The sequence below is a fragment of the Stenotrophomonas sp. YJH_SMC_14-1 genome, from assembly GCF_059372275.1.
The window spans coordinates 633,745-647,872 of the sequence record NZ_JCAFVK010000001.1 but is presented as its reverse complement, the minus strand read 5'-3'; the positions used below and the strand labels follow the sequence as shown (position 1 = coordinate 647,872).

Sequence of the window (14,128 nt, the reverse complement as noted above, 5' to 3'; positions counted from 1 at the left end):
CTCATGGGCCTTGTGGCACAAGCATTGCGAGGGTCTATCCACAGGTTTTCGCGCGCCCCGTCCACACCGGGTGTGGAAAACGCTGTATCGACCGTCTGCTGGCCGTGTGCCCCGCACGCGCGCTACCCTTGTCTCCCCTGAATACACTGCGGTGGAAGGCGTCCGCCCCACCCGAAGCAATGAAAAGCATCGAGCATCGAGACTTCACCCTGTCGCCGGAAGACAACGAACGGCTGGCCAACCTGTGTGGCCCGTTCGACGGGCACCTGCGGCAGATCGAACTGAAACTCGGCGTGGAAATCGCCAACCGTGGCTTCGTGTTCCGCATCAGCGGGCCGAACGAAGCCATCGTCGAGGCGCAGAAGCTGGTTGAAGCGCTGTACGCCGAAGCCGGCGAAACGACCTTCGACAACCACGCCATCCACCTGCGCCTGGCGCAGGCCAATGTCGAGCAGATCGCCGAGCGCTCCTACGAAGCGCAGGAGGTGGCGATCAAGGTCAAGCGCGGCACGGTACGCGGGCGCGGTGCCAACCAGGCCCGCTACCTGCACCAGATCGCAACCCACGACATCAACTTCGGCATCGGGCCGGCCGGCACCGGCAAGACCTTCCTGGCCGTGGCCAGCGCGGTCGAAGCACTGAACGAATCGCGGGTGCAGCGGCTGATCCTGGTCCGTCCCGCGGTGGAAGCCGGCGAGAAGCTGGGCTTCCTGCCCGGCGACCTGAGCCAGAAGGTCGATCCCTATCTGCGACCGCTGTACGACGCCCTGTACGAGATGATGGGCGTGGAGAAGGTGGTCAAGCTGCTGGAAAGGAACGTCATCGAGATCGCGCCGCTGGCCTATATGCGTGGCCGCACGCTCAACGATGCGTTCGTGATCCTGGACGAAGCACAGAACACCACCATCGAGCAGATGAAGATGTTCCTGACCCGCCTCGGCTACGGCTCCACCGCGGTGGTCACCGGTGACCTGACCCAGACCGACCTGCCCAAGCACGTGAAGTCGGGCCTGCGCGACGCCATCGATGTGCTGCGCGACGTGGAGGGTGTCAGCTTCACCTTCTTCGAATCCCGCGACGTGGTCCGCCACCCGCTGGTGGCGCGTATCGTCAGCGCCTACGACCGCCGCGACCTGCATCAGATCCAACCTGGAGCAACTCCATGACCCGTGGTCCCGTGCGACTGGACGTCGCCGTCAGTTATGCCCTGCCGCGTGCCGGCCTGCCGGCGGCAGTGAGCTTCCGCAGGTGGGTGGCTGCCGCGCTGAAGGGCCGCATCCGCGAGGCCGACCTGGCCATCCGCGTGGTCGACGCCAAGGAAGGCCAGTCGTTGAACCGCCACTACCGTGGCAAGGACTACGCCACCAACGTGCTCAGCTTCCCGGCCGAAGTGCCCGAAGGCCTGCCCAAGGGCGTCAAGTTCCCGCTGCTCGGCGATCTGGTGATCTGTGCACCTGTCGTAGCGCGGGAGGCCGACGAACAGGGCAAGGCGCTCAACGCCCACTACGCGCACCTGACCGTGCACGGCGTGCTGCACCTGCTCGGCTGGGACCACGAGGACGACAAGGAAGCCGAAGCGATGGAACAGCTGGAACGGGAGATCCTGGCCGAGCTGGGCATCGACGACCCCTACGCGGGCGAGCGCTGACACCGGGCCCTGTTCCGAGCCCACGCACTCACGGAAGAGGAGCGCAGCATGACCCTGCCCGCACTTGTGCTTGCCGCGCTACTGCAGTCCGGGGCAGGCCTGATGCCCGATCCTGACCGTCCCTCACCGTTCCCCGCCAGCGACAGCGAGGCCGACATCGCCGCAAAGATCGCCGAACTACGGGCGTTCTTCGGCAGCAGCGAGCGCGACACCCGCAACATCGTCGCCACTGCCCAGCAACGGGCACTGATCGAGCGCCTGGAAGCGCGGCACGCGGCACGTCTGGCCGGCATATGGGTGGACAATGCGAGGGGCTGGAACGTTGTCGTGCGACTGACAGGCGCCGCACCCGAGGCCGATGAGACACATCCAGGGGCGGATGGCCCGCAACGTGTGCGCTACATCACCGGCGCCGCGATGACCGAAGCGGAGATGACGCGCCGCCTGCACGCACAGCAGGACTGGCTGCGGGCCCAGCTGCCCGACCTGTTCGGCCATGGCCTGGATGTCAAGACCGGGGAGCTGGAGGTGGAGCTGCGGGATACCCCAGCCAACCGCGCGACGGCGGCGGCCGTGCGTGACCACCTGCAGGCGCGACTGGGCTACCCGGTCAGGCTGCGCTGGTACCCAGCGGCCACGCGCTGGAATCCGCCCTGACTGCGCCACGGCTGGAGTGCCAGCCCATGCGCTGAGCTACTGTTCAACACCGGCCAGGACGCGGAGGGAAAAAGGATGAACCCAGGGAACAGCTTCACGACGTTTGCGATGGCCCCCGGCCTGCTCGCGGGCCTGCTGGTGCTGGGCGCTTACACCTTGCGCCGCATCAGCGCCCGCGACCCCGGCGGCAGGCACTGGCTGCTGCGCAGCCTGGCCCTGCTGTCGCCCGTGTGCCTGCTGGCCGGGCTGGCGATCGGCATGTTCGGCCCGCACCTCACAGGTAGAGCTGAACCCGCCCACCTGCCGGGGCTTTGGGAAACGTCGATGGTGCTGATACTGGTCGGTGCCTTGACCCTGCCAGTACTGTGGCGAACGCTGCTGCAGCAGTGGCTTGGCAGGCCGGCCAATGCACTCCCGTTCTTCCACGCCAGCCGCACCTCGCTGCTGGTGCTGTTCGTGCTGGCCGTGATCTACATGAAAGTGGCCAGGACAGCCGCGGCGGAACTGATGCCCTGGCTGACCAGCCCGGGCCTGTGGCCGGCGGTGGCGCGCATCGCGGGGCAATCGATGCAGGTCGCCATGCTTGCGGTTGTGCTGACTCTCTCACTGATGGTCGTACGGCGGGCGATGACCGGTTTCCTGCGCCTTCTCAGCGGGCTGTTCCGGCGCTCGCCGGGGCTATGATGGCGGCCCCTCGCCTGCGGAAACCGACCGTGTCACTGCGCTGCTGTCTGCCCCTGCTCTGTGCCCTCGCCGCTCCCTCCGCCTCCGCCACCCGCCTGGACCTGCCGGCCCTGATCGAATGCCGCCAGGGCGTGGCCGAGCAGGCCGCGCTGGCGCCGCTGCTGGCCGATCCGCTGAAGGCCGTGGCCCAGGGCCTGCAGCCGCTGCCGCAGGGCAACCAGTTCATGAGCGAGTTCCGGCTGGCCAGCCCGATCACCGTCTTCGGCCAACAGACCGATCGGGTGGCGGTGGCCGGCGCCAGCGTCATGGCCGTCCTCGACCAGGCCGACCCACGCCCGCTGGCCAAACGGCTGGAATTGGAGACCGGCTACGACCAGGACGGCAAGTTCATGGCCGGCCGCGAACTGGTCAGCCGCGACGTGACCGACCCGAAGACCGGCGAGGCCCAGATCGAGTCGATCATCCTCAGCGTCTCCACCGTGGCCTCCCACCCGGGCAAGACCCTGGCCGGCTGCACCTACAGCCTGGACCTGCCCGAGGAGGCGCCGGCCGCGGCCGCCCCAGCCCCGGCCACCGGCAGTCACTGACAGGCCGTCACATCCTGCTAGACTTGGGTCAACGCCCGGCCTGCCGGGTGCCTTTTTTCCAGAGATGTCAGAAGACGACAGTAGTAGCTCCCCTGCGGAGCACAGTGAAAAGAAGCGCGGCTGGCTTGAACGCCTGACCTCCGCCTTCTCCGGCGAACCCCATACCCGCGACGAGCTGGTCGCTGTCCTGCACACCGCGCAGGAAGAGGGTCTGATCGCCGCCGATACCCTGAAGATGATGGAAGGCGCCATTTCGGTGGCCGAGCTGACCGTGGGCGACGTGATGATCTCGCGCTCGCAGATGGTCTCGCTGCCGGTTGAAGCGCCCTTCCTGGAACTGATGAAGCAGGTGGTCGAATCCGGCCATTCACGCTTCCCGGTACACGGCGAGAACAAGGACGACATCCTTGGCATCCTGCTGGCCAAGGACCTGCTGCGCGGCGTGGTCGCCGACAACGGTCCGGCCAACGTGCGCGAGCTGCTGCGCCCGGCGGTCCTGATCCCGGAAGCGAAGAAGCTCAACGTGCTGCTGAAGGAATTCCGCCTGTCGCGCAACCACATGGCCATCGTGGTGGACGAGTACGGCGGTGTCGCTGGCCTGGTCACCATCGAGGACGTGCTGGAACAGATCGTCGGCGAGATCGACGATGAGCATGACGAGGCCGAGGATCCCTCGGCGCAGATCGCGATCCAGTCCGACGGCCAGTACGTGGTCGACGCGCTGACCCCGATCGGCGACTTCAACGAGCGATTCGGCGCGACGTTCTCCGACGAGGACTACGACACCATCGGCGGCCTGGTCACCGAGGCCGTGGGCCACCTGCCGGAAGTCGGTGACGAGCTGGCGCTGGACCGCTTCATGTTCCGCGTGGCCCGCGCCGATGCGCGCCGGGTACAGGCCTTCCACGTGACCGTGCTGCCGCCGGACGCGCAGGACGACGCTTGAAGCGCCGCGGCCTGATCCTCATGGTGTGGCTGGCACTCTACGTGCTGGCCATGGCCCTGCCGCTGGCCGCCTTCGCGCAGCCGGCGCCGGCCACACCTGCCGTGCCCGCGGCCAGCGCTGAAGCCCCTGCTCCGCGCATCGGCGTGGTGACCATGCAGCCGGGCACGGTGTTCTTCGAACGCTTCGGCCATGACGCCATCGTGGTGGTCGATCCGCTCAGCGGTGAAGCGACCTCGTACAACTTCGGCTACTTCGATCCGTCCGAGGACGATTTCGTCAGCCGCTTCGCGCGCGGCGACATGATGTACTACCTGGTGGCGCTGCCGCTGCAGCAGGACCTGTCGTACTACGACGAGACCGGCCGTGGCGCCAGCGTGCAATGGCTGGACCTGCGCCCGGACCAGGCGCGCTCGCTGGCCGCCGGCCTGGCCGAGCGGGCCAAACCGGAAAACGCGCGTTACCACTACGATTACTACACCGCCAACTGCGCCACGATGGTGCGCGACACGCTGGACAAGGCGCTCGGCGGCGGCCTGCAGTCGCAGCTGTCGGGGCGCTCGCGTGGCAACACCTATCGCAGTGAATCGGTCCGTCTGGCCTCGCCGGCACCCTGGATGTGGCTGGGCTTCGATGTAGGCCTCGGACCGTTCGCCGACCAGCCGCTGTCGCGCTGGCAGGAAGCGTTCGTCCCGATGCGCCTGGCCGATGCCCTGCGCCAGGCACGCAACAGCGATGGCCGGCCGCTGGTGCACTCCGAACAGGAACTGTTGCCGCACCGCATCGATCCGGAGCCGAAGGAGTTCGCACGCCGCTGGTGGCCGTGGCTGCTGTGTGGCCTGGTGATCGCCGCTGGCGTGCTGGCGCTGCGCAACCGCCCGCGCCTGCTGGCCGGGCTGGCCCTGCCGTTCTGGCTGCTGTGCGCCCTGTTCGGTGGCGTGCTGGTGTTCCTGTGGGGCTTCAGCATCCACTATGCCGCATGGGCCAACCGCAACCTGCTGCTGCTTTCGCCACTGGCCGTGCTGCTGCTGCCGGGCGCGATCGCACTGCTGCGCCGGCGCGTGCCGGGACGCATGTTCAGGATCGTGCTGTGGCTGCTGGCGGTACAGGCGGTGGCCGCGCTGGTGCTGCACTGGCTGAGCCTGCAGGCGCAGTACAACGTGCAGTGGATCGTGCTGCTGCTGCCGGTGCACATGGCACTGGCGTGGGTGCTGGCGCGTCGTCCTCACTTGTCCGAAACACGGCCCTGACGCACGATGGCGGGCATGTCATTGCCCGCCTCCGCTTCCGCCCCCGCTTTGGCCAACCCTACCTGCGTCATCAACTGCGTCCACTACGATGACGAGGGCAAGCGCCACGACATCAGCCTGGATGCCATCAGCGATGTCATTGCCAGCGGCAACGGCTTCGTCTGGGTCGGCCTGTACGACCCCAACGAAGACGTGCTGCTGAAACTGCAGGAAGAATTCTGCCTGCACGACCTGGCCATCGAGGATGCGCGCAACGCGCACCAACGGCCCAAGGTCGAGACCTATGGCAACTCGTTGTTCGTGGTGGTGACCACCGCGCAGATGGTCGACGAACGCATCCAGTATGGCGAAACCCATGCCTTCCTCGGCCCGCGCTTCCTGGTGACGGTCCGCCACGGCGCCTCGCTGTCCTACGCGCCGGTGCGCGCACGCGTCGAGCGCGAGCCGCAGCTGCTGAAGATGGGCCCGTCGTACTGCCTGTACGCGGTGACCGACTTCGTGGTCGACAACTACCTGCCGATCGTGCACCGCTTCCGCGACACCCTGGACCTGCTGGAAAAGGACATCTTCGCCGACACCTACAAGCGCAGCACGGTGGTGCGGCTGTACGAGCTCAAGCGCGAACTGAACAAGATGCGGATGGCGGTGGCGCCGTTGCAGGACGTGCTGGCGCAGCTTCGCCGCTACCAGGGCGAACTGATTCCCGATGAAGTGAAGCTCTACGTGCGTGACGTGCATGACCATGCGGTGCGCATCAGCGATGTGATCGACACCCTGCGCGAGATGCTGGGCACCGCGCTGAGCGTGAACCTTTCGCTGGTGACACTGGCGCAGGGCGAGACGGTCAAGCGGCTGGGCGCCTGGGCTGCGCTGCTCGCCGCGCCGACGCTGATCACCAGCTGGTACGGCATGAACTTCAGTCACATGCCGGAGCTGAGCGAACCCTGGTCGTACCCGCTGATGATCGTTGGCGTGGGCGGTGTGTGCGTCGGGCTGTACCGGTTGTTCAAGCGCGCGAAGTGGTTGTAGGGCGTATCGACCAACGGTCGATACCCACCAAGCACGACACATGCCCCGCTTCTGGTAGTGCCGGCCGCTGGCCGGCAACCCGGCAATGCCGGCCAGCGGCCGGCACTACCGTTCGGGATCAAGCCACGTAGACGGTCTTGATGTTCATGAACTCATGGATGCCATGGTCAGCCAGCTCCCGACCAAAGCCTGACTGCTTGCTGCCGCCGAACGGCAGCCGCGCGTCGCTCTTGACGATGGCGTTGACGAACGCCGCACCGCATTCCATGCGCTGCGCGAAGCGCTCGCCGCGTACCGGATCGCCGGTCCACACGCTGCCGCCCAGGCCGAAGCGGGTGTCGTTGGCCACGCGCAGTGCCTCGGCCTCATCCTTGACCCGGATCACTGCGGCCACCGGCCCGAACAGCTCCTCGTCATACGCCGGCATGCCCGGGCCGACCTGGTCGAGCACCGTGGCCGGATAGCCGGCATGGGTGCCGGCAATCGGCTCACCACCGATCAGCACCCGCGCGCCCTTGGCCACGCTGGCCTGCACCTGCTTGTGCAGTTCGTCACGCAGGTCGGCGCGCGCCATCGGCGCCAGCGTGGTGCCCCGCTCATCGGGATCGCCGTACTGGCGCTCGCCCGCCGCTTCCACGAAGCGACGGGTGAATTCATCGGCCACCTCCTCGACCACGATGAAGCGCTTGGCCGCGATGCAGGTCTGGCCGCTGTTGTCGAAGCGTGACTTCACTGCCGCGGCCACGGTCTTGTCGAGGTCGGCATCGTCGAGCACCACGAAGGCATCGCTGCCGCCGAGCTCCATCACCGACTTCTTCAGCTGGCCGCCGGCATTGGAAGCGATCGAGCGCCCTGCCCGCTCGCTGCCGGTCAGCGTCACCGCCTTCACCCGCGCGTCGCGCAGCACGTCGGCGGCCTGGTCGTTGTCGATGTGCAGCACGTCGAACACGCCATCAGGCAGGCCGCCGTCACGGCACACCGCCAGGATCAGGTCGGCGCACTGCGGCACGTTGCTGGCGTGCTTGAGCAGGGCGACGTTGCCAGCCATGAACGCCGGGGCGAGGAAACGGAACACCTGCCAGATCGGGAAATTCCACGGCATCACTGCGAACACGCAGCCGATCGGCTCGTAGCGCACGTAGCTGCGCTGGGCTTCGGTATCGATCAGCTGCGGCTTGAGATAGTCGGCCGCGTGATCGGCATAGTACTCGCAGGCGGCAGCGCACTTGTCGACCTCGGCCAGCGCCTCGGCCTTGAGCTTGCCCATCTCGTGGGTCATCGCCTGCTGCAGGTCGTCGCGCCGCGTGCGCAGCTGCGCGGCGATCTGGCGAAGGATGGCGCCGCGGTCCTGCAGCGAGCGCTCTGCCCAGCCCCGAAATGCATCGGCAGCGGCCTGCAGGCGCTGCTCGATGTCGGCTGCGCCCATCAGTTCATGGCGGTAGGTCACCTGTCCGGTGGCCGGGTCGACGATCTCGACGGTCATGGGGGATCTCCATCTGGAAGAGCCCCATTGTGCGCCGCCGGCTGTGAGCCGGGTGTTGCCGGCGTTGTCGGCAGACCGTGTCCTCAGCCGTTGTCCTGCCGCGCCAGCTGCAGGTCGCGCTGGCGCCGCTTCTCGGCGCGGGCGTTGATGTACCAGCCGATCACCGCGGCGATCGACACCGCCGACACCAGCAGCGTGGCCAACGCGTTGATCTTCGGGCTGATGCCCATGCGCACCGAGGCGAACACCTTCATCGGCAGCGTGGTCGAGCCCGGCGTGGCGACAAAGCTGGCCACCACCACGTCATCCAGCGACAGGGTGAAAGCCAACAGCCAGCCCGCCACCAGCGCCGGCGCGATGATCGGCAGGGTGATGCGACCGAACACGGTCAGCCGGCTCGCCCCCAGATCCATCGCCGCTTCTTCCAGCGACAGGTCCATTTCCTGCAGCCGCGAGGACACCACCACGGTGACGAAGCACAGGGTGAAGGTGACGTGGGCGATCCAGATGGTGGCCAGGCCGCGTGCCGGGAAGCCGGGAATCGCGCCCATCGAGGCCAGCAGCGCCATCAGCGAGAAGCCCAGGATCACATCCGGCATCACCAGCGGTGCGGTCACCAGCGCGCCGAACAGCGGCTTGCCACGGAAGCGCTTGAAGCGGGTCATCACCATCGCCGCCAGCGTACCCAGCACGGTAGCGGTACAGGCGGTCCAGAACGCCACCACCAGGCTGGTCCACATCGCATCCATCAGCGCGCGGTCGGCGAACAGGTCGCTGTAGGCACGGGTGGAGAACCCGGCCCAGACCATCGCCAGCCGCGAGCTGTTGAACGAATAGAACATCAACAGCAGGATCGGCAGGTACAGGAAGGCGAAGCCGAGCAGCAGCACGCCCAGCCCCAGGCCCTTTGCGCTACGCGGGCTCATGCCTGCTTCCCTTCCAGCAGGCGCTGCTGGGAACGGTTGAACAGCAGGATCGGCACCAGCAGCAACAGGATCATCGCCACCGCCATCGCCGAGGCGCCCGGCCAGTTGCGGTTGTTGAAGAACTCGTTCCACAGCTGGCGGCCGACCATCAGCGTTTCCGAGCCACCCAGCATTTCTGGGATCACGAATTCACCGATCGCCGGAATCATCACCAGCATGCAGCCGGCGATGATGCCCGCTTTGGACAACGGCAGGGTGATGCGCAGGAACGCCTGCCACGGCCTGGCACCGAGGTCGTAGGCCGCTTCCAGCAGGCGGTGGTCATGCTTGACCAGATTGGCGTACAGCGGCAGCACCATGAACGGCAGGTAGCAGTAGACGATGCCGATGTAGGCGGCGGTCGGGGTGTCGATCAGCTGCAGCTTGGGCAGACCCATGCTGGTCATCAGCGATTGCAGGCCGGTGAACTGCAGGAACTGGTCGAGCAGCCCATTGCGGTCCAGGATCGCCTTCCACGCATACACGCGGATCAGGAACGAGGTCCACGACGGCAGCACCACCAGCATCATCGCCACGTTGCGAGCGGCGGGCGACAGGCGCGCGATGGCATAGGCCATCGGATAGCCGATCAGCAGGGTCAGGAAGGTCGAGATCGCCGCGATCTTGATCGAGCTCAGGAACGCCTGGGCATAGATCGAATCGCGGAACAGCGCCAGGTAGTTTTCCAGGTTCAACTTCAGCGAGAAACCGCCGTCGGCGTACTGCAGCAGCCAGGTGTACGGCGGCGAGCCGACCCGGCTGAGCGAGAAGCTGATCATCAGTACGATCAGGAACGGCACTGCGAAGAACAGCAGCAGCCACAGGTACGGAATGCCGATCACCGTGGCACGCAGCCCCGGCAGCCAGCGCTTCAGGCCGGCGGTGCTCATGAGGTGAGCACCACGCCGTCGTTGTCGCGCCAGTGCACCCACACCTCGTCGCCCCAGGTGAGGCCATCACTGGCCCAGCGCTGCGAATTGGCGAAGTTGGCCAGCACCTTGGCGCCGCTGGGCAGGCGCACGTGGTAGACCGAATGGCTGCCGAAGTAGGCGATGTCCTCGATCACGCCCTGGGCCTTGTTGGTGTGCCCTTCCGGTTCGTCCTTGCCGATCATCACCTTCTCCGGGCGCAGCGCGAACGCGACCGGCTGCCCTTCATAACCGGTGATGCCATGGGCGATGTAGATCGGCGCCGGGAACAGCGGCGAGCGTACGGTCACGTACTCCGGCAGGTCCTCGTCGATCACCCCGTCGAACAGGTTGACCGAACCGATGAACTCGGCGACGAAGCGGTTGGCCGGCTGCTCGTAGACCTCGTCCGGCTTGCCGACCTGCTGGATCCAGCCGGCATCCATCACCGCGATGCGGGTGGCCATGGTCATCGCTTCTTCCTGGTCGTGGGTGACCATCACGCAGGTCACGCCCGACGATTCGATGATGCTGACCAGTTCCAGCTGCATCTGCGAGCGCAGCTTCTTGTCCAGCGCGCCCATCGGCTCGTCCAGCAGCAGCAGCTTCGGCCCCTTGGCCAGCGACCGCGCCAGCGCCACGCGCTGCTGCTGGCCGCCGGACAGCTGGTGTGGCTTGCGCTTGCCCAGGTGGCCCATCTGCACCAGGTCGAGCATCTCGCCGACGCGCTTGCTGATCGCGTCCTTGCCCAGGCCATCCTGCTTCAGGCCGAAGGCAATGTTCTGCTCGACCGTCATGTGCGGGAACAGCGCATAGGACTGGAACATCATGTTGACCGGCCGCTGGTACGGCGGCAACGCATCCAGGCGCTGGCCGTCGAGGGTGATGCTGCCCTTGGTGGGCGTCTCGAAGCCGCCCAGGCAGCGCAGCAGGGTCGATTTGCCACTGCCGGAGCCACCGAGCAGAGCAAAGATCTCGCCCTTGCGCACGTCCAGGTTGACGTCGTCGACGGCGACGAAACCGTCGAATTCCTTGCGCAGGTCACGAATGGAGAGATAGCCGGGCACACCGGTCGTGTCAACGACGGCGGCTACCGGCTGGGCTTCAACGGGCATGGGGGCTCCGGGAGCGGGCGGTGGACAGCGGCCGCCATTCTAACGGCCGGGGAGGCCCAGGGGATATGACGGCGGCAGGCGGAAGCGGCCGCTGGCCGGCTCCGGGGGCCCCAGGAGTGTCGGTTTTCCCCCGCCATGGTGGCCTGCCCGCGCAAAGGCCCGGGCTCCCCTGGACGACCCTGCGGCCGTCCCGGCCAGACACCACAGGCGACGCCTCGATCTGCAACGTTTTTCAGAACCGGATCTGTTGAAGGCCCGGGGCATTCCCCGCGCAATGGCCCTGATCAAGGCCTTGCATGGACCCACCCTCGTGACTTCCCCGGACAGCCCCTCCCCTTTCCCGCCCCGCCTGCCGGGCTCCCTGCCTGCAAGGCTGCCGCTGGTCATCATCGGCGCCGGCCAGGCCGGGCTGTCCCTCAGCGCGCTCCTGCAGGAAGCCGGCGTCGAGCATCGCGTGCTGGAGGCCGAAACCGTGGGCGCCAGCTGGCAGCGGCGCTGGGAGTCGTTCCAGACCAACACCGCCAACGCGACGATGGCCCTGCACGGCCATGCCTATGCGGGTGACGACCCGGAAGGCTTCATGGGCGCCCCGGAGGTGATCCGTCGGCTCCGCGACTATGCCGACGAGCGCGTGTTGCCGATCAGCGAAGGGTGCGCGGTACATCGGGTCGCGCCCGAGTGCGGCGGCTATGCCATCGACAGCAGCCAGGGGCTGATCCATGCCAGCGCGGTGGTGGTCGCCACCGGTGAATACCGCCGTGCACGGATGCCCCGGGTCCCGTTCGCGCCCGCGCCAAGCCTGACCGTGCTGCACTCGGGCGACTACCGCAGTGCCCGCCAGCTGCCCGATGGCGCCGTGCTGGTCATCGGGGGTGGGCAGTCCGGCGCGCAGATCGCCCAGGACCTGCGCGACAGCGGTCGCAGCGTGCACTGGTCACTGGCCCAGCGGCATTCGCATACCCGCCGGCTGCGCGGCAAGGACTCGATGACCTGGTGGGACATGGCCGGGCGCATCCACCAGCATGTGAGTGAGGCGGCCGCCGTACTGGCCGGGGAACCGGATGCGCTGCGCAAGGCCCGCACCGCGGAGTTCCCGCTTATTTCCGGCAAGGGAAACGGTGGCCTGGGCAGCTCGATCAGCCTGCTGGCGATGCACCGCGCGGGCATCAGGCTGCTGGGCCGGTTGCAGGGCTTCGATGGAAACGTCGCCCGCTTCGCCGATGTGCGCCCGCAGCTGCGTACCGCGATCGAGGCCACGCAGGCCGAGTACGCCTATCTCGATTCGCTGGCCAGCGCGTACTACGCCACGCGTCCCGAGCCACGCACCGACGATGCCCGCTACATTCCGGAGGAGGTCTATCTGCACTGGGAGCCGGACGCCGCCCCGCGTGAACTGGATCTGCAGGCGGAAGGCATCCGCTCGGTGGTGCTGGCCACCGGCTTCGTCGCCGAATGGCCCTGGCTCGACGTACCGGGCGCGCTGGATGCACATGGCTACCCGCTCGGCGACTTCGGTGTTTCACCGCAACCGGGGCTGTTCTTCATCGGCATGCACAACCTGCAGCGGATGAGTTCATCGTTCCTGTGCAACGGCGGTCGCGATGCACGCGACCTGCTGCCTGCCATCCTGCGGCACCTGGGCCGAAGCGGGAGTACCGGCATCGACCCAGGGTAAGGCAGCCGCCGGGCATGACGCGGCGGCACCAGGCCGGCTCAACGGCCGGTCTTCACCTCGGTCCACAGCCGGGTGTAGAGCTTGTCGGTTTCCGGCGTGTTGATCGAGTACGTGAACATCTTCGCGGCCACGTCGGCCGGCGGGTAGATGGTCGGGTCGGTACGGATCGCCTCATCCACCAGCGGGGTCGCGGTCGGCACCGGGTTGGCGTAGTGGATGAAGTTGGTGTTGGCCGCGGCAACCTTCGGCTGCAGCAGGTAATTGATGAAGGCGTAAGCGGCCTCCGGATGCTTGGCGTCCTTCGGGATCGCCAGCATGTCGAACCACTGCGGGGCGCCTTCCTTCGGGATCGAATAGGCCACGTGCACGCCATTGCTGGCTTCCTCGGCGCGGTCGCGGGCCTGGATGATGTCACCCGACCAGCCGACCACCAGGCAGGTGCCGCCATTGGCCAGCGAACCCACGTACTGCGAGGAGTGGAAATTCTGCACGTACGGTCGGATCGACTTCAGCAGGTCGGCCGCCTTCTGCAGCTCGGCCGGGTCACCGCTGTGCGGGTCCAGGCCCAGGTAATGCAGCGCGATCGGGATCATGTCGGCCGGCGTGTCCAGGATGGTCACGCCGCAGTCCTTCATCTTGCTGATGTTCTCCGGCTTGAACACCAGGTCCCAGCTGTTGGCGATGTCGGTGCTGCCACCGAAACGCTGCTTCAGCATCTCCACGTTGTAGCCGATGCCGGTGGTGCCGATCATGTACGGCACGCCGTACTGGTTGCCCGGGTCCTGGGTGGCGATGCGCTTCATCACCGCCGGATCGAGATTGGCCAGGTTCGGGATCTTGCTCTTGTCCAGCGGCAGGAACACACCGGCCTGGATCTGGCGACCGAAGAAGTTCAGGGTCGGCACCACCACGTCGTAGCCGCTGTTGCCGGCCAGCAGCTTGGTCTCGACCATCTCATCGCTGTCGAACACATCGTAGGTCACCTTGATGCCGCTCTCCTTCTCGAAGGTCGGGATGGTGTCCTCGGCGATGTAATCGCTGTAGTTGTAGACGTTCAGGACCTGGCTGTCCTGCGCGCCGCCATTGCCACCGCCACAGGCGGCGAGCATGGCGGAGGCCAGGCCGAGCGTGAGGATACGCAGCTTCATCGGGTGCTCCAGAATGCGGGAAGGGGGGCCGGCGGG

Annotated in this window: 14 protein-coding genes; 9 read left to right on the top strand and 5 right to left on the bottom strand. The window is 66.9% G+C overall.

Annotation, left to right across the window (positions count from 1 at the left end; genetic code table 11):
• Window positions 1-179: 179 nt before the first annotated feature.
• From AC5P9P_RS03135 to AC5P9P_RS03100, 8 genes are all read left to right on the top strand, one after another.
• Window positions 180-1,166, top strand: a complete 987-nt coding sequence (locus tag AC5P9P_RS03135) for a PhoH family protein (protein WP_033834734.1) — start codon at window positions 180-182, stop codon at window positions 1,164-1,166.
• Window positions 1,163-1,648 carry an rRNA maturation RNase YbeY gene (gene ybeY / locus AC5P9P_RS03130; protein WP_032966554.1) on the top strand — a complete coding sequence of 162 codons (486 nt, stop codon included), beginning with the start codon at window positions 1,163-1,165 and terminating at the stop codon, window positions 1,646-1,648. The genes AC5P9P_RS03135 and ybeY overlap by 4 nt, the downstream gene beginning before the upstream one ends.
• Window positions 1,649-1,696: 48 nt before the next feature.
• Window positions 1,697-2,305, top strand: a complete 609-nt coding sequence (locus AC5P9P_RS03125; RefSeq protein WP_049402731.1) for a hypothetical protein — start codon at window positions 1,697-1,699, stop codon at window positions 2,303-2,305.
• 75 nt (window positions 2,306-2,380) lie between these two features.
• Window positions 2,381-2,989: a hypothetical protein gene (locus AC5P9P_RS03120; RefSeq protein WP_111108360.1), complete on the top strand. Its 609-nt coding sequence runs from the start codon at window positions 2,381-2,383 to the stop codon at window positions 2,987-2,989.
• Window positions 2,989-3,576 (top strand): hypothetical protein, encoded by a 588-nt coding sequence (locus AC5P9P_RS03115; RefSeq protein ID WP_181454319.1) that lies wholly within the window; start codon window positions 2,989-2,991, stop codon window positions 3,574-3,576. Before AC5P9P_RS03120 ends, AC5P9P_RS03115 begins: the two co-directional genes overlap by 1 nt.
• 64 nt (window positions 3,577-3,640) lie before the next feature.
• On the top strand, window positions 3,641-4,522 hold the full coding sequence (locus AC5P9P_RS03110; RefSeq protein ID WP_005408827.1) for a CorC family transporter: 882 nt from the start codon (window positions 3,641-3,643) through the stop codon (window positions 4,520-4,522).
• Window positions 4,519-5,769, top strand: coding sequence for a lipoprotein N-acyltransferase Lnb domain-containing protein (locus AC5P9P_RS03105; protein WP_111108358.1), 1,251 nt, complete (start codon window positions 4,519-4,521; stop codon window positions 5,767-5,769). The genes AC5P9P_RS03110 and AC5P9P_RS03105 overlap by 4 nt, the downstream gene beginning before the upstream one ends.
• A gap of 6 nt (window positions 5,770-5,775) precedes the next feature.
• On the top strand, window positions 5,776-6,798 hold the full coding sequence (locus AC5P9P_RS03100; RefSeq protein ID WP_049402728.1) for a magnesium and cobalt transport protein CorA: 1,023 nt from the start codon (window positions 5,776-5,778) through the stop codon (window positions 6,796-6,798).
• Window positions 6,799-6,916: 118 nt separating this feature from the next.
• On the opposite strand, the gene AC5P9P_RS03095 is transcribed toward AC5P9P_RS03100, so the two are convergent.
• From AC5P9P_RS03095 to AC5P9P_RS03080, 4 genes are all read right to left on the bottom strand, one after another.
• The gene (locus tag AC5P9P_RS03095; RefSeq protein ID WP_111108357.1) at window positions 6,917-8,281 is read right to left on the bottom strand and encodes an NAD-dependent succinate-semialdehyde dehydrogenase; all 1,365 of its coding nucleotides are present in this window, start codon (window positions 8,279-8,281) and stop codon (window positions 6,917-6,919) included.
• Between the two features lie 83 nt (window positions 8,282-8,364).
• Window positions 8,365-9,207: an ABC transporter permease subunit gene (locus AC5P9P_RS03090; RefSeq protein WP_005408823.1), complete on the bottom strand. Its 843-nt coding sequence runs from the start codon at window positions 9,205-9,207 to the stop codon at window positions 8,365-8,367.
• Window positions 9,204-10,136 (bottom strand): ABC transporter permease subunit, encoded by a 933-nt coding sequence (locus AC5P9P_RS03085; RefSeq protein ID WP_049454030.1) that lies wholly within the window; start codon window positions 10,134-10,136, stop codon window positions 9,204-9,206. Before AC5P9P_RS03085 ends, AC5P9P_RS03090 begins: the two co-directional genes overlap by 4 nt.
• Complete coding sequence (locus AC5P9P_RS03080; RefSeq protein ID WP_033834728.1) at window positions 10,133-11,269, bottom strand: ABC transporter ATP-binding protein; 1,137 nt, start codon at window positions 11,267-11,269, stop codon at window positions 10,133-10,135. The genes AC5P9P_RS03085 and AC5P9P_RS03080 overlap by 4 nt, the downstream gene beginning before the upstream one ends.
• A 274-nt stretch (window positions 11,270-11,543) precedes the next feature.
• Between AC5P9P_RS03080 and AC5P9P_RS03075 the strand changes: the two genes are divergently transcribed.
• A complete protein-coding gene (locus AC5P9P_RS03075) occupies window positions 11,544-12,944 on the top strand; it encodes a flavin-containing monooxygenase (protein ID WP_164227182.1) in 1,401 nt (466 codons plus the stop codon).
• Window positions 12,945-12,982: 38 nt separating this feature from the next.
• Here AC5P9P_RS03075 and AC5P9P_RS03070 read toward each other — a convergent pair whose 3' ends face one another.
• The gene (locus tag AC5P9P_RS03070) at window positions 12,983-14,092 is read right to left on the bottom strand and encodes a polyamine ABC transporter substrate-binding protein (protein WP_005408819.1); all 1,110 of its coding nucleotides are present in this window, start codon (window positions 14,090-14,092) and stop codon (window positions 12,983-12,985) included.
• Window positions 14,093-14,128 lie beyond the last annotated feature (36 nt).

Bases quoted from the DNA above. Each gene is read 5' to 3' on its own strand.
- AC5P9P_RS03120 (WP_111108360.1), top strand. From the start codon at position 2,381: ATGAACCCAGGGAACAGCTTCACGACGTTTGCGATGGCCCCCGGCCTG.
- AC5P9P_RS03070 (WP_005408819.1), bottom strand. From the start codon at position 14,092: ATGAAGCTGCGTATCCTCACGCTCGGCCTGGCCTCCGCCATGCTCGCC.
- AC5P9P_RS03075 (WP_164227182.1), top strand. From the start codon at position 11,544: ATGGCCCTGATCAAGGCCTTGCATGGACCCACCCTCGTGACTTCCCCG.
- AC5P9P_RS03085 (WP_049454030.1), bottom strand. From the start codon at position 10,136: ATGAGCACCGCCGGCCTGAAGCGCTGGCTGCCGGGGCTGCGTGCCACG.
- AC5P9P_RS03095 (WP_111108357.1), bottom strand. From the start codon at position 8,281: ATGACCGTCGAGATCGTCGACCCGGCCACCGGACAGGTGACCTACCGC.
- AC5P9P_RS03100 (WP_049402728.1), top strand. From the start codon at position 5,776: ATGGCGGGCATGTCATTGCCCGCCTCCGCTTCCGCCCCCGCTTTGGCC.
- AC5P9P_RS03110 (WP_005408827.1), top strand. From the start codon at position 3,641: ATGTCAGAAGACGACAGTAGTAGCTCCCCTGCGGAGCACAGTGAAAAG.
- AC5P9P_RS03125 (WP_049402731.1), top strand. From the start codon at position 1,697: ATGACCCTGCCCGCACTTGTGCTTGCCGCGCTACTGCAGTCCGGGGCA.
- ybeY (WP_032966554.1), top strand. From the start codon at position 1,163: ATGACCCGTGGTCCCGTGCGACTGGACGTCGCCGTCAGTTATGCCCTG.
- AC5P9P_RS03135 (WP_033834734.1), top strand. From the start codon at position 180: ATGAAAAGCATCGAGCATCGAGACTTCACCCTGTCGCCGGAAGACAAC.
- AC5P9P_RS03115 (WP_181454319.1), top strand. From the start codon at position 2,989: ATGGCGGCCCCTCGCCTGCGGAAACCGACCGTGTCACTGCGCTGCTGT.
- AC5P9P_RS03080 (WP_033834728.1), bottom strand. From the start codon at position 11,269: ATGCCCGTTGAAGCCCAGCCGGTAGCCGCCGTCGTTGACACGACCGGT.
- AC5P9P_RS03090 (WP_005408823.1), bottom strand. From the start codon at position 9,207: ATGAGCCCGCGTAGCGCAAAGGGCCTGGGGCTGGGCGTGCTGCTGCTC.